At 61.6% G+C, this 14,232-nt stretch carries 13 protein-coding genes and 1 pseudogene; 6 read left to right on the top strand and 8 right to left on the bottom strand.

Going from position 1 to position 14,232, the window contains the following annotated elements; translation table 11 throughout:
• Positions 1-2: 2 nt before the first annotated feature.
• From KI237_RS29570 to coaBC, 3 genes and pseudogenes are all read right to left on the bottom strand, one after another.
• Positions 3-1,406: pseudogene (locus tag KI237_RS29570) on the bottom strand (phosphomannomutase/phosphoglucomutase); the annotation flags it as partial.
• A gap of 251 nt (positions 1,407-1,657) precedes the next feature.
• A complete protein-coding gene (dut, locus tag KI237_RS29565) occupies positions 1,658-2,113 on the bottom strand; it encodes a dUTP diphosphatase (RefSeq protein WP_135847774.1) in 456 nt (151 codons plus the stop codon).
• A gap of 4 nt (positions 2,114-2,117) precedes the next feature.
• On the bottom strand, positions 2,118-3,326 hold the full coding sequence (gene coaBC / locus KI237_RS29560; RefSeq protein ID WP_212798158.1) for a bifunctional phosphopantothenoylcysteine decarboxylase/phosphopantothenate--cysteine ligase CoaBC: 1,209 nt from the start codon (positions 3,324-3,326) through the stop codon (positions 2,118-2,120).
• A gap of 145 nt (positions 3,327-3,471) precedes the next feature.
• Between coaBC and radC the strand changes: the two genes are divergently transcribed.
• Positions 3,472-4,146 carry a RadC family protein gene (gene radC / locus KI237_RS29555; protein WP_212798157.1) on the top strand — a complete coding sequence of 225 codons (675 nt, stop codon included), beginning with the start codon at positions 3,472-3,474 and terminating at the stop codon, positions 4,144-4,146.
• A 151-nt stretch (positions 4,147-4,297) separates the two neighbouring features.
• Here the strand turns inward: radC and KI237_RS29550 are convergent, their stop codons facing one another.
• Positions 4,298-5,884 carry an ABC transporter substrate-binding protein gene (locus KI237_RS29550; protein ID WP_212798156.1) on the bottom strand — a complete coding sequence of 529 codons (1,587 nt, stop codon included), beginning with the start codon at positions 5,882-5,884 and terminating at the stop codon, positions 4,298-4,300.
• 437 nt (positions 5,885-6,321) lie between these two features.
• Here KI237_RS29550 and rpmB point away from each other — a divergent pair, with 437 nt between their 5' ends.
• Together rpmB and rpmG are read left to right on the top strand one after the other, a co-directional pair.
• Entirely contained in the window at positions 6,322-6,555 is a 234-nt protein-coding gene (gene rpmB / locus KI237_RS29545) for a 50S ribosomal protein L28 (protein WP_003177273.1), read from the top strand.
• Between the two features lie 11 nt (positions 6,556-6,566).
• Positions 6,567-6,722 carry a 50S ribosomal protein L33 gene (gene rpmG, locus KI237_RS29540; protein ID WP_003177274.1) on the top strand — a complete coding sequence of 52 codons (156 nt, stop codon included), beginning with the start codon at positions 6,567-6,569 and terminating at the stop codon, positions 6,720-6,722.
• Between the two features lie 68 nt (positions 6,723-6,790).
• On the opposite strand, the gene KI237_RS29535 is transcribed toward rpmG, so the two are convergent.
• Positions 6,791-7,009, bottom strand: coding sequence for a peptidase inhibitor (locus tag KI237_RS29535; RefSeq protein WP_212798155.1), 219 nt, complete (start codon positions 7,007-7,009; stop codon positions 6,791-6,793).
• Positions 7,010-7,176: 167 nt separating this feature from the next.
• Positions 7,177-7,539 carry a cupin domain-containing protein gene (locus tag KI237_RS29530; RefSeq protein ID WP_212798154.1) on the bottom strand — a complete coding sequence of 121 codons (363 nt, stop codon included), beginning with the start codon at positions 7,537-7,539 and terminating at the stop codon, positions 7,177-7,179.
• Between the two features lie 234 nt (positions 7,540-7,773).
• On the opposite strand from KI237_RS29530, the gene KI237_RS29525 reads away from it, so the two are divergent.
• Positions 7,774-9,267 carry an aldehyde dehydrogenase gene (locus KI237_RS29525; protein WP_057449428.1) on the top strand — a complete coding sequence of 498 codons (1,494 nt, stop codon included), beginning with the start codon at positions 7,774-7,776 and terminating at the stop codon, positions 9,265-9,267.
• 189 nt (positions 9,268-9,456) lie between these two features.
• Positions 9,457-10,599, top strand: a complete 1,143-nt coding sequence (locus KI237_RS29520) for an MFS transporter (RefSeq protein ID WP_212798153.1) — start codon at positions 9,457-9,459, stop codon at positions 10,597-10,599.
• 69 nt (positions 10,600-10,668) lie between these two features.
• Here KI237_RS29520 and KI237_RS29515 read toward each other — a convergent pair whose 3' ends face one another.
• Positions 10,669-12,234, bottom strand: coding sequence for a phospholipase D family protein (locus KI237_RS29515; protein WP_212798152.1), 1,566 nt, complete (start codon positions 12,232-12,234; stop codon positions 10,669-10,671).
• A gap of 61 nt (positions 12,235-12,295) precedes the next feature.
• The gene (locus KI237_RS29510) at positions 12,296-13,729 is read right to left on the bottom strand and encodes an aminotransferase-like domain-containing protein (RefSeq protein ID WP_212798151.1); all 1,434 of its coding nucleotides are present in this window, start codon (positions 13,727-13,729) and stop codon (positions 12,296-12,298) included.
• A 179-nt stretch (positions 13,730-13,908) separates the two neighbouring features.
• Between KI237_RS29510 and KI237_RS29505 the strand changes: the two genes are divergently transcribed.
• Positions 13,909-14,154: a DUF1127 domain-containing protein gene (locus KI237_RS29505; RefSeq protein WP_212798150.1), complete on the top strand. Its 246-nt coding sequence runs from the start codon at positions 13,909-13,911 to the stop codon at positions 14,152-14,154.
• Positions 14,155-14,232: the final 78 nt, after the last annotated feature.

The raw sequence follows: 14,232 nt of genomic DNA, 5'->3' as shown, positions 1-14,232 counted from the left end.
AATCAAAACGGTAGTTGGAGATCAGGTGCGACACGTTTGAGTTGGGCGTGGAACACATCCTTGATGCGCTGCAGTTCGGCTTCGTTGTCGGCCTCGAAACGCAGTACCAGCACCGGTGTGGTGTTGGATGCGCGAACCAGGCCCCAGCCGTGGGGATAGTCGACCCGTACACCATCGATGGTGGTCAGTTCGGCGCCTTCGCCCCATTGAGCGTCGTGCAGTGCATCAATGATGCTGAATTTGCTCTCTTCGGTCACATGGATATTGATTTCTGGCGTAGAAATATCGTTCGGGAAGGTTGCGAACAGCTCTTCGGCCGTGGATTTCTCCTTGCTGAGGATTTCCAGCAGCCGCGCGGCGCTGTAGATGCCGTCGTCAAAGCCGAACCAGCGTTCCTTGAAGAAGATGTGGCCGCTCATTTCGCCGGCCAGCAGGGCGCCGCTTTGTTTCATTTTCTTCTTGATCAACGAATGACCGGTTTTCCACATCAGTGGACGACCGCCATATTCCTTGATCAGTGGCACCAGGCGACGGGTGCATTTGACGTCGAAGATGATTTCGGCGTTCGGATTGCGCGCTACCACGTCACGAGCGAACAGCATCAGCAGGCGGTCGGGGAACACCACGCTGCCGGTATTGGTCACCACGCCCACGCGGTCGCCGTCGCCATCGAAGGCCAGGCCCAGGTCGGCGTTGGTTTCCTTGACCTTGGCGATCAGGTCTTCGAGGTTTTCCAGCTTGCCCGGGTCCGGGTGGTGGTTGGGGAAGTTGCCGTCGACGTCGCAGAACAGCGGGATGACTTCGCAGTTCAGGGCTTCGATCAGTTGCGGGGCGATCACGCCGGCCGCGCCGTTGCCGCAGTCGACAACCACTTTCAGGCGACGGGCGAGTTTCACGTCTTTTACGATTTCGTCGTTATAGCGCTCGAGGATATCGACCTTGGTGATGCTGCCCTGGCCGCTGCTCAGGTCGTTGGTCTTGAGGCGGGTATGCAGGGCCTGGATCTGCTCGTTGGCGAGGGTGTCGCCGGCGATGACGATCTTGAAGCCGTTGTAGTTCGAGGGGTTGTGGCTGCCGGTGAGCATCACCCCGGACTTGCCAGCCAGCACGTTGGCGGCGTAGTACAGCGCCGGGGTCGGCACCAGGCCCACGTCGCTGACGTGGCAGCCACTGTCGGCAACGCCTTTGATCAGTTGTTCGACCAGCTCAGGGCCCGACAGACGGCCATCACGGCCGACGCACACGTTCGGTTCGCCCTGGGCCAGGCTCTGGGAGCCGATGGCGCGGCCGATCCAGTAGGCGGTTTCGGCGGTGAGGGTTTCCGGTACCACGCCACGGATGTCGTAGGCGCGGAAGATGCTGTCAGGGAAGATCGGGGCGATTGCGGCTGGGGTGTTCATGGGCGGGGCGCTCTATCAGGAAAGTGACTGGACAGGCCGACGATGGGCGTCGGCAGGCTCAAGCTGAAGGGTATGACGGCGTTTTTGACAGAGAGTTCGTGGTGGGAAAGTGCCATGAGACAGCGTTACCCCGGCCTCGCTCGCCTAATACATTGATTCCGGGTGGGAAACCTAGCAGAAAGCCATTGCGCATTTTTTGTCCTGAAACACAAGCTTCACAAACGGGCCGGGCAGGACGCCCGGCCTGCAACCGCCGGTCAATGGCTGCCGGAATGCCCGAAACCACCCGCGCCGCGCTGGCTTTCGTCAAATTCTTCGACCAGTTCGAAGTGGGCCTGGACCACCGGCACCAGCACCAACTGCGCGATGCGTTCGCCCACGACAATGTTGAAGGCCGTTTGGCCGCGGTTCCAGCACGACACCATCAGTTCGCCTTGGTAATCGGAGTCGATCAGGCCCACCAGGTTGCCCAGCACGATGCCGTGCTTGTGGCCCAGGCCCGAGCGCGGCAGGATCAACGCGGCCAGGCCCGGGTCGCCGATGTACACCGACAGACCGGTAGGGATCAGCAGGGTCTGGCCCGGCTCCAGGATCGTGTCCTGCTTGAGCATCGCCCGCAGGTCGAGGCCGGCGGAGCCCGGTGTGGCGTATTGTGGCAGCGGGAATTCGTTGCCGATGCGTGGGTCGAGGATCTTGGCTTGTAGGGCGTGCATGACATTAAACCTGGTTCAGACGTTCGGCGATAAAAGTGATCAGCTGGCGGGCAATCTTGCTCTTGCTGGTCTGGGCGAAAAGTGTGGCGTGCAACTGGCGGTCGATCACGCTGCAGGCGTTTTCTTCGCTGTTGAAGCCGATGCTCGGGTTGGCCACGTCGTTGGCGACGATCAAGTCGAGGTTCTTGTCCTTGAGCTTGCGTGCGGCGTAATCGAGCAGGTGTTCGGTCTCGGCGGCGAAGCCGACACTGAACGGGCGGTCGGGGCGGGTGGCGATGCTGGCCAGGATGTCCGGGTTACGCACCATTTGCAGTAGCAGGCCGTCGCCGCTTGTAGGGTCTTTCTTCAATTTTTGCGGGGCGACTACTTCCGGGCGGTAGTCCGCTACCGCTGCCGAAGCGATGAACAGGTCGCAGGGGATGGCTGCTTCACAGGCCGCGAGCATGTCCCGGGCGCTGACTACGTCGATGCGGGTGACCCGGTCTGGAGTCGGCAAGTGCACGGGGCCGGTGATCAGCGTCACCCGGGCGCCGGCTTCCACGGCGGCTTCGGCCAGGGCGAAGCCCATTTTTCCGGAGCTGTGGTTGGTGATGTAGCGCACCGGGTCGATGTTTTCCTGGGTCGGTCCGGCGGTGATCAGCACGTGCTTGCCGGTCAGGGCCTGGCGCTGGAAGCAGTCGGCGGCGCATTGGGCCAGGTCGGTGGCTTCGAGCATGCGGCCCATGCCGACATCGCCGCAGGCCTGGCTGCCAGAGGCCGGGCCGAAGACTTTCAGGTCGCGGCTTTCCAGCAGTTGCAGGTTGGCCTGGGTGGCCGGGTCGCGCCACATGGCCTGGTTCATGGCCGGCGCCACGGCGACGACCGCGTCGGTGGCGAGCACCAGGGTGGTCAGCAGGTCGTCGGCGATGCCTTGGGCCAAACGGGCGATCAGGTCGGCCGTGGCTGGGGCGATCAGCACCAGGTCGGCCCACTTGGCCAGTTCGATATGGCCCATGGCGGCTTCGGCCGCCGGATCGAGCAAATCCAGGTGGACCGGGTGCCCGGACAGGGCTTGCATGGTCAGCGGGGTAATGAACTCGCTGCCACCGCGGGTCATGACGACCCGTACTTCCGCGCCCTGGTCGATAAGCCTGCGAACCAGCTCGGCGCTCTTGTAGGCGGCAATGCCGCCGCCGACGCCCAGAACGATGCGTTTCCGATACAGCCGCTGCATAGGCCTGCCTTTCGATTTCAGTGGTCAGTGCAGGGCGAACCCCTTGGCAGCAGCCTGCCAGGGTGCAAAACGCCTGCAAAAAAGATGGGCTACGATATCACAGCGACCGCTACGGAACAGCGGCGCCCACAATCAGGGAGATGCCATGAGTATTCGCGATTGGCCTGCGGCCGAGCGGCCACGGGAGCGGTTATTGGCGCTAGGGGCGGGGAGTCTATCGGACGCCGAGCTGCTGGCGATTTTTTTACGCACCGGCGTGTCGGGCAAAAGTGCGGTGGATCTGGCGCGACAGCTATTGATTCAATTTGGCAGCCTGCGCGCGCTGCTTGAGGCCGATCAGATCACATTCAGTAATCATATGGGGCTCGGGCCGGCGAAGTTTGCCCAGTTGCAAGCGGTTCAGGAAATGAGCCGTCGGCATTTGGCTGAACGGGCACGGGAAAAAACGTCGCTGGAAAGCCCGTTCGCGGTGCGTGAGTACCTCAAATCGATGCTGCGTCACGAACCCCACGAGGTGTTCGGTTGCCTGTTTCTCAATTCCAAGCACCAGGTGCTGACCTTCGAGGCGCTGTTTCGCGGCTCTATCGACAGCGCCAGTGTCCATCCCCGGCAGGTCGTCAAGCGCGCCCTGGCCCACAACGCCGCCGCGCTGATCCTGTGCCACAACCATCCCTCCGGCAATACCGAGCCCAGCCAGGCTGACCGGATGCTCACTGAGCGGCTTCAGGAGGCGTTGGAGCTGATCGATGTGCGGGTGCTCGACCACTTCATCGTTGGCGATGGGGAGCCGTTGTCGATGGCGGAGCGTGGGTGGATGTAAACGCGATTAAGCTTGAACCCTCCCTTGTGGGAGCAAAGCTTGCTCGCGATGACGTCGTCACATACAACACTTCTGTTGGCTGTAGAACCGCTATCGCGAGCAAGCTTTGCTCCCACAGGCTCCCGAAGGGGGTGCTGTGGTGGGGTTGGGGTTACTTGAGGCTGACCTTGGCGTAGTCCTGGCGCCCAAACGGGCTGACCGAATAACCCTGGACATCCTTGCGGGTCAGGGCGAACGCGGTTGGGTGCGCCAGGGGCAGCCACAGGGCCTGTTGCTGGATCTGGGCCTGGGCCTGCTCGTAGAGCTTGGCACGCACGCCCTGTTCGCCGGTGGTCTTGCCGGCGCTGATCAGTTTGTCCAGGTCGGCGTTGCAGTAGCGGGCGAAGTTGGTGCCGGACTTGACCGCCGCACAGGAAAACTGCGGCGTGAGGAAGTTGTCCGGGTCGCCGTTGTCGCCAGCCCAACCCATGAACAGCAAATCATGTTCGCCGGCCTTGGCGCGACGGATCAGTTCGCCCCATTCGATCACCCGGATCTCGGCCTGGATGCCGATCTGTGCCAGGTCCGACTGCAGCAGTTGTGCGCCGACGCTGGGGTTGGGGTTCAGCAGGCTGCCGGAGGGGCGGGTCCAGATGGTGGTCTGGAAGCCTTCCTTCAAGCCGGCCTTGGCCAGCAGGTCGCGGGCCTTGGCCAGGTCATGGGCGTAGCCGGGCAGGTTTTTGGCGTAGCTCCAGGTGTTGGGCGGGTAGGGGCCATTGGCGGCTTCGGCGGTGCCTTCGAAGACGGTCTTCAGGTAGCTGGTCTTGTCGAAGGCCAGGTTGATGGCTTGGCGCACCTCAGGCTTGTCCAGCGGCGGATGCTGGCTGTTGATCGCCACGAAGGCGGTCATGAAGGCGTCGGTCTGCTCGATCTTCAGCGTGGGTTCTTGCCTGGCGGCTTGTACGTCCAAAGGCTTGGGCGACAGGGCGATCTGGCATTCGTTGCGGCGCAGTTTCTGCAGGCGCACGTTGGCATCCGGCGTGATGGCGAAGACCAGCGGGTCCACTTGGGGCTTGCCGCCGAAATAGGCGTCGTTGGCCTTGTAGCGAATCGAGGCGTCCTTCTGGAACCGGCTGAAAATGAACGGGCCGGTGCCGATCGGCAGGCTGTTGAGCTTTTCCGGCGTACCGGCCTTCATCAACTGATCGGCGTATTCGGCCGAATAAATGGAGGCAAAACCCATGCTCAGCGTCGCCAGGAAGGTCGAGTCGGCGTGATCGAGGGTGAAGCGCACGGTCAGCGGGTCCAGCGCGTCGATTTTCTTGATCAGCGCCGGCAATTGCATGGACTGGGCGTGGGGGAAGCCGCTTTGCGCGACCTTGTGCCATGGGTTTGCCGGGTCGAGCATGCGCTCGAAGCTGAACTTCACGTCCTCGGCGGTCAGGTCGCGGCGCGGCGTGAAATAGTCGGTGTGGTGAAACTTGACCTGTGGCCGCAGCTTGAACACGTAGGCCAGGCCATCGATGGAGACTTCCCAGCGCTCGGCCAGGCTGGGGACCACTTTGCCGCTGGCGGTGTCGAAGTCCACCAGGCGGTTCATCAGCACATCGGCAGAGGCGTTGGTGGTCGTCAGGGAGTTGTACTGGACGACATCGAACCCTTCCGGGCTGGCCTCGGTACAGACGCTCAGGGCAGCGGCCATGGCCTGCGGGGTGATCAGCAGAGGGGCGAGCAACAATGGTAGGGCAGCGAGGCGCATGGTCGGTTTCCTGTGCAAGTCGAAGGCCCATCTGCGAGTGCAGTCTGGAAAAGGCCTACCCTAGTGGGCTCGCCGCTAAATGACTATCCCCTTTTTGCATTTTCCGGCACTCTGCGCCGGCACTTTGATGGGCTGAAAGTCGCCGCGGGTGAAAAAAATCTGCGTCCAGCGACGAGCGGTAAGGGGCTGTGCCAGCCTCTGTCCCCGCCGTCCGGGGCGGTTGCTCGATGATTCGCCCTGAAGACAAATCGCATCGGCTGTTGTTGCACTGTGGTCTTTCTGGTATAAAGCAGCGCTCTTTTCTAGGGGCCCGGTTCCTTCACTGTAGGTGTAGCCGGTAAGACCCTTAAAGAAACGCGGCGCCTGGCGCCAAATGACTGAGAGATTAAGCGGCCAACCCATGCCGGGTTGGGCATGTGGTTTTAGAGGGCTGAGGCATGTCGAGAGTCTGTCAAGTTACCGGTAAGGGTCCGGTGACTGGGAATAACATTTCCCACGCAAACAACAAAACCCGTCGTCGTTTCCTGCCGAACCTGCAGCATCACCGCTTCTGGGTTGAAGAAGAGAAACGTTTTGTGCGTCTGCGCGTATCTGCCAAGGGCATGCGCATCATCGACAAGCGTGGCATCAGTGTCGTGCTGGCCGAACTTCGTCGCGATGGCAAGGTTTAAGGGAGCTAATCATGCGTGAATTGATTCGTTTGATCTCGAGCGCCGGTACTGGTCACTTCTACACTACCGACAAGAACAAGCGTACTACCCCGGACAAAATCGAGATCAAGAAATATGATCCGGTTGTTCGCAAGCACGTGATCTACAAGGAAGGCAAAATCAAGTAATTGATTTTTCCCTTCTTACGAAAAAGGCCCGTATCGCGAGATACGGGCCTTTTTTGTTTACGTGTCGATCAGCCGCAGTTGATGCTGACAATGATCCTGTCGGCGTTGGTGTGCAGGTTGATGCGTCGCGGGCGCAGATCCCAGCCCGTAGGATACTTCGGGCCCGTGGCGCGCACGGGAGCTCCATCGGCCAGGGCGCGAACCTCTTCAAGCAGTTCGGGGGTGCATTTTTGGCCGATGGTGTACTGGGCGATGGCCAGATCGCATTGATCGGGTAGGACGGGCATGTTGCCTCCTTGCAACTATTGATAGGTCGGGGCGCTCACCTGTCGGGTTGGCCGCACGTCCTGTGCGTAGCCGATGCGACGATAACAATGTGGCGCCCGCGAGCAGTCTCATCTGCTTGGCGGGTCATTGACCAGCGTTAGAGTGTCAGCTGCTTTTTCAGTGGGGCTCAAGCCTTCTGCTCGAAGATCACATAAATCTTGCGGCACGGCTCCAACACCTCCCAAGTGCCCTTGAACCCTGCTGGAATCACGAAGCGGTCGCCGGCTCGCAAAGTCTTGGCATTGCCATCGTCGTCCCGCAGCACGGAAACACCCTGGACGATCTCGCAATACTCATGCTCGGTGTAATTGACCGTCCACTGCCCGATGGCGCCTTCCCATACGCCCGCGTTCATTTGCCCGCAGGGGCTGCTGTAGTGGTTGAACACGGTTTGCTCGGGATCGCCCTTGAACACCTTGGCCGGGTCCGGGCGATAACGTTCGGCGGTGGTATTGGCCTGGCTGAAATCGACGATGTCCTGAATGCTCATGCGGGTGATCCTCAGCGATCGCTTGGAAGGCCCCGAGTCTATGTTTATTAAAACGAACATCGCAAGGTCGTTTGCCAGCCTTGTGTCAAATATATTGAAACATGACCAGCCGCTGGTTTAGGGTGGCGGGTGCCCTATGCCGAAAATAGCGCCGAAAACAGGCTGGTTGGGCAGAATTCTTTTGGGCGTTGCGCACCGCGCGGCGTTCGTACTCAATAAGAGGAGGACACACGCATGACCACCCTGACTCGTGCCGACTGGGAACAACGCGCCCGCGACCTGAAGATCGAAGGCCGCGCCTTCATCAACGGCGAGTACACCGATGCGGTGTCCGGCGAAACCTTTGATTGCCTCAGCCCGGTCGATGGCCGCCTGCTGGGCAAGATCGCCAGCTGTGACGTCGCCGACGCCCAGCGTGCTGTCGAAAACGCCCGCGCCACTTTCAGTTCCGGCGTCTGGTCGCGCCTGGCACCCAGCAAGCGCAAAGCCACCATGATTCGTTTTGCCGGCCTGCTCAAGCAGCATGCCGAAGAGCTGGCCCTGCTCGAAACCCTGGACATGGGCAAGCCGATCAGTGATTCCTTGAATATCGACGTTCCCGGCGCGGCCCAAGCCTTGAGCTGGAGCGGCGAAGCTATCGACAAACTCTACGACGAAGTGGCGGCCACGCCGCACGACCAATTGGGCCTGGTAACCCGTGAGCCAGTGGGTGTCGTGGGCGCTATCGTGCCCTGGAACTTCCCGTTGATGATGGCCTGCTGGAAACTCGGCCCGGCGCTGTCCACCGGTAACTCGGTGGTGCTCAAGCCGTCGGAAAAATCCCCGTTGACCGCCATCCGCATTGCCGCACTGGCGATCGAGGCCGGCATTCCGAAAGGCGTGCTGAACGTGCTGCCAGGCTATGGCCATACCGTCGGCAAGGCCCTGGCCCTGCATATGGACGTCGATACACTGGTGTTCACCGGCTCTACCAAGATCGCCAAGCAACTGATGATCTACTCCGGTGAATCCAACATGAAGCGTATCTGGCTGGAAGCCGGCGGCAAGAGCCCGAACATCGTGTTCGCCGATGCCCCGGACCTGCAAGCCGCCGCCGAATCCGCCGCCAGCGCCATCGCCTTCAACCAGGGCGAAGTTTGCACCGCCGGCTCGCGGCTGTTGGTGGAACGCTCCATCAAGGACACGTTCCTGCCACTGGTGATCGAAGCCCTCAAGGGCTGGAAGCCTGGCAACCCCCTGGACCCGGCCACCAATGTCGGTGCCTTGGTCGATACACAGCAGATGAACACCGTGCTGTCCTACATCGAGGCCGGGCACAGCGACGGCGCCAAACTGGTGGCCGGCGGCAAGCGCATCCTTGAGGAAACGGGCGGTACGTACGTCGAACCGACGATTTTCGATGGCGTGAGCAACGCGATGAAAATCGCCCAGGAAGAGATTTTCGGCCCGGTGTTGTCGGTCATTGCCTTCGACACCGCCGAGCAGGCCATCGAGATCGCTAACGACACACCGTACGGCTTGGCCGCAGCGGTGTGGACCAAGGACATCTCCAAGGCCCACCTGACCGCCAAGGCCCTGCGTGCCGGTAGCGTATGGGTCAACCAGTACGACGGCGGCGACATGACCGCGCCGTTCGGTGGCTTCAAGCAATCGGGCAACGGTCGCGACAAGTCGCTGCATGCGTTCGACAAATACACCGAGCTGAAGTCGACCTGGATCAAGCTCTGACACCTTAGGCCCCGGACCCTGTCCGGGGCTTCGAGCAGCGCCGAGCCCCCTGTGGGAGCGAGCTTGCTCGCGATAGCGGTACGACAGTCGACGACTCTGTTGAATGTTGCTCCGTCATCGCGAGCAAGCTCGCTCCCACAGTGTTTTGGGGGATGGCTGAGATTGATAACCCTCCACAGGAGCGTGGAAATGCGTTGGGCGACCTATTTCGCCGTGTTGGCGTCTGTCCTGAGTGTCGGCCTGGCCTTGGGCGTGAGCATGCCGCTGGTGTCGCTGCGCCTGGAGGGCTGGGGCTATGGCTCGTTCGCCATTGGCGTGATGGCCGCCATGCCGGCCGTGGGGGTGCTGCTCGGGGCCAAGGTGTCCAGCCGGTTGGCGGCGCGGTTTGGCACGGCGGTGTTGATGCGTCTGTGCCTGTGGGGCGGCGCGGTGTCCATTGGGTTGCTGGCGCTGTTGCCCAGCTATCCGGTCTGGTTGCTGCTGCGCCTGGTGATTGGCGTGGTCCTGACCCTGGTGTTCATTCTGGGTGAAAGCTGGATCAATCAACTGGTCATTGAGAAATGGCGTGGGCGACTGGTGGCGCTGTACGGCAGCAGCTACGCCCTGAGTCAGTTGTCTGGCCCGCTGCTGCTGGGCGCACTGGGGACCGATCATGACTACGGGTTCTGGGTGGGCGTCGGTTTGCTGCTGATTGCACCCTTGCTGTTGCTGGGCCGTAGCGGTGCGCCGAGCAGCGAGGCCGGCAGCGTGACGTTCGGGGATTTGTGGGTCTTTTGCCGAGGCTTGCCGGCGATTGCCTGGGCGGTCTCGTTGTTCGCCGCGTTCGAGGCCATGATCCTCACGCTGCTGCCGGTGTATTGCCTGCGTCAGGGCTTCACTGCCGACATCGCGCTGGCGATGGTCAGCACCGTGGTGGTCGGTGATGCCTTGTTGCAGTTGCCCATTGGCGCCCTGGCCGATCGCGTGTCTCGCCGGGCGCTGTTGATGGGCTGTGCGGTGGCGCTGACGTTGTCGAGCCTGGCCGTTGTGCTTTTGATCGATACCCTGTTGATCTGGCCGCTGTGGGTGCTGTTCGGCGCCAGCGCCGGCGGTTTGTTCACCTTGTCGCTGATTCTGATCGGCGAGCGTTACCGCGACGATGCGCTGGTGCGGGCCAACGCCCATGTCGCGCAACTGTGGGGCCTTGGTTGCCTGATCGGCCCCTTGGCGGCGGGAGCGGGAAGCCAGTGGATCAGCGGGCATGCACTGCCTTTGTTCATGGCGGCAGGGGCGTTTGGCCTGGTGATCCTGCTGTTGCGCCAAGGGGCATTCGGGACCACCGAGGCCGCCTGAACGCCTGCTGGAGGTGTGGTGAACCTGTGGCGAGGGGATAAATCCCCTCGCCACAGAGGTTTTGCAGTTCTACAACATCCGCTCCAACCCGATCGTCGTGCTGAACCAGGCATTGAACCGGCGCCACCAACTGCCCGGTTCGCGGTCCAGGTCGTGGGTCTGGCCGTTGTCTTCGGTGGTCCATACAAGCGCTCCATTCTCCAGCCTGGCCTGATAACTCAGGGCCGGTGCCATGCCCTGCAAGGCCAGTTCGCGCACTTGGCCGGCGAGTTCGGGGCTGTCCACCAGCACGCCGACTTCGGTGTTCCACAGGACCGAGCGCGGGTCGAAATTGAACGAGCCGATGAATGATTTCTGCTGGTCGAAGATGATCGCTTTGCTGTGCAGGCTGGAGTCCGATTCACCGTAGGATTTACTGTAGAACAGGTGTGGGCTGCTGCCTTTGTCGCCCGGTTGCCGTCGCAACTCGAACAGGCGCACACCATGTTCCAGCAGTGCCTTGCGATACGGCGCATAGCCGCCATGTACCGCTGGCACATCGGTAGCTTCCAGGGAGTTAGTCAGCAGGCTCACCGATACACCGGCATCGGCGCGACTGGTCAGGTACACCAAACCTGGCTGACCGGGGACGAAGTAGGCGGAAATCATGATCAATTCTTTGCTGACGCCCGTCAGCTCGGGGGCCAGTTGCGTGGTCAGCAACAGCTGTGGGTCGGGCTCGTCCTTGGCCAGCACCTTGCTGGGCGCGTCCCACAGCGCTTTGTTCCAGGCCCAGATCAACTGGCCGCGCCAAGTGTCCAGGCGCGGTTGGGTCTTGTAGGCGGTCAACTGCTGGTAGAGCGCGTGATTCTCCTTTTGGGTCTGCTCCAGGGACTCTTGCAGGCGCTGGCGACTGTTGGCCAGGTCCTTGGGCGTGGGGCGATGGGACAGAAACTGTTCGATGGGTTTGCTCAGGGCACTGTTCCAGTATTGGTCGAAGCTGTGCCCCAATTGTTCGGCCACCGGGCCGACACCGAGCAGGTCGATGTCGGTGAAGTTCAGGTTGGGTTCGGCGTCGAAATACTCGTCGCCCAGGTTGCGGCCGCCGACGATGGCCATGCTGTTGTCCGCCAGCCACAATTTGTTGTGCATTCGGCGGTGTTGCTGTGACAGGTTGAGCAGGCGCCCGAGGCTGCGGGTCACGCCGGTGGCGCGTCCCAGGTGCAGCGGGTTGAACAGGCGAATCTGGATCTGCGGATGAGCGGCGAGGGTCGCGATGATCTGATCAAGGCCATCGCTGGTGGTGTCGTCCAGCAGGATGCGCACGCGCACGCCCCGGTCGGCGGCCTTGAGCAATTCATCCACCAGCATCCGTGTGCTGATGCCGTCGTGGACGATGTAGTACTGCAAGTCCAGGCTGCCTTGGGCGTGGCGAATCAACTCGGCCCGGGCGATGAACGCGTCGGTGCTGTCCGACAGCAGCCGAAAGCCCGAGCGCCCTTCATGGGTGGCAACCTGGGCCTGGACCGAGCGGCCGAACGAGGATTCGGCGGCCGGCAAGGCCTGGGAAGGCTCGCGGGTGACATCAAGACTGGCGCAGCCGCTCAGCAGTGAGGCGATTAGCAGCAGCGCAGGCAGGATCGGTCTGGATCTCACGTAGGATCGTTCCGCTTGTTCACGTTGATCGGGCGTTGGGTGCTGCTTCCCTGGGTAAAGTTCAGACGATGTCGTGTTGGGTTTCGTTCAACAATGCGATAGCGGCAGTTCCGACCTTGCGTACGGCCTCTTCGATCTGGGCCGTTGGCTTGGCAGCGTAGTTCATCCGCAGGCAGTTGCGGTACTTGCCCGAGGCCGAAAAAATGCTGCCGACGGCGACCTGCACGCCTTGGTCGAGCAGGACCCGATTGAGCTTCAGCGTGTCGAAACCGTCGGGCAATTCGATCCACAGCATGAAGCTGCCCCGCGGGCGACTGGCCCGGGTACCCGGTGGAAAATAGCGGCTGACCCAATCGATCATCACGTCGCGATTGCGCTGGTATTGCGTACGCATCCTGCGCAAATGGGGTTCGAAATGCCCGCCCTTGAGAAATTCGGCGATGGCGATCTGCGGTTGTGGGGCGGTGGAGCCGGTGCTGATGTATTTCATGTGCAGCGCTCGCTCCAAATACCGGCCCGGCGCAACCCAGCCAATGCGCAGCCCGGGCGCCAGGGTCTTGGAAAATGAACTGCAGAGCAGGACGCGGCCGTCTTCATCGAAGGACTTGATGGTGCGCGGGCGAGGGTACGTGTAGGCCAACTCGCCATACACATCATCTTCGATGATCGCCACGTCGAAGCGTTGTGCCAGGGTCAGCAGCGCGCGTTTGTTAGCGTCGGGCATGATGTAGCCCAGCGGGTTATTGCAGCTGGGGGTCAACTGTATGGCCTTGATCGGCCATTGCTCCAGCGCCAGTTCCAGTGCATCCAGGCTGATACCGGTGAGTGGGTCGGTGGGAATTTCCAAGGCCTTCATGCCCAGGCCCTTGAGGGTTTGCATGGCCCCGTGAAAGCTGGGTGAGTCCACCGCGACGATATCGCCTTGTTCGCAGGTGGCGCGGATGCTGACCGACAGGGCCTCGTGGCAGCCGGTGGTGACGATCAAGTCGTTGGGCCCCAGTTGGCAGCCGGAGTCCAGCGACAGCCGGGCGATCTGTTCGCGCAATGCGAGGTTGCCGTAGATGTTGTCGTAATACAGGCCGGGCATGTCTTGTCGGCGGCTGATCTGCGCCAGGCTGCGCAGCAACGGTTTCATGGTCGGCGAATTGATATCTGGCATGCCGCGTCCCAGTTGCACCACGTCCGGGCGCGGTACGGCGCGGATCAGCTCCAGCACCTGGTCCCACTGGGAAATATCCACAGGACGCTGGGCTGGCCGGCCTACCACCGGCAGGTCCGGCAGTTCGCGGCCCACGGGGACGAAATAGCCGGACTTGGGCCTCGGCATCGCCAGTCCACTGTCCTCCAGCACGCGATAGGCCTGCTGCACCGTACTCAAGCTGACCCCATGTTCCGTGCTCAATGCCCGCACTGACGGCAGCCGATCGCCGGGGCGGTAGAAGCCCTGTTCGATGCGGGTACCGAGCAATTCGGCGAGGTTCACGTAGAGGGTCATGGCGCGCTCCCGATGAGATGGACCACTGCAACCGATACAGTTGGGGTGGAAAATGACAATTCAGTGGCGGAAATACCGAATCTGTATGCTTATAAAAAAAATGAGTTGAATCTGTATCGCTTTTGATCGTCCACGCATCATGAAACCTCTGGCTACCCAAGTAAACAGGAGCGATCAAAATGAACGGCTTGAGCGATGTGCGGCTGACGTTACACAGTCAGGAACTGGCGGCAGGGCAGGAGAAGGGGCTGCGTAGCGCGATGTTGCGCAATCCGCCATCCGGCCTGAGCCGTTGGGCCCTGCTCTGGCATCGTCTGCATACACGCCGAGCTTTGTTGGAACTTACACCCGAACAGTTGCGTGATATCGGGCTGAGTCTGGAGCAGGCGCGGGAGGAGGGGCTGAAACCGTTCTGGCGGCTTTGAAGCGACAGGAAGTCACCAGCGCAGTCCCTGTGGCGAGGGAGCTTGCTCCCGCTGGGTTGCGTAGCAACCCCAAGATTT

It is taken from the genome of Pseudomonas sp. St316 (genome assembly GCF_018325905.1).
Classification (GTDB): Bacteria; Pseudomonadota; Gammaproteobacteria; order Pseudomonadales; family Pseudomonadaceae; genus Aquipseudomonas.
The sequence above is the reverse complement of the archived record's forward strand: the minus strand, read 5'-3'. Positions and strand labels throughout refer to the sequence as shown.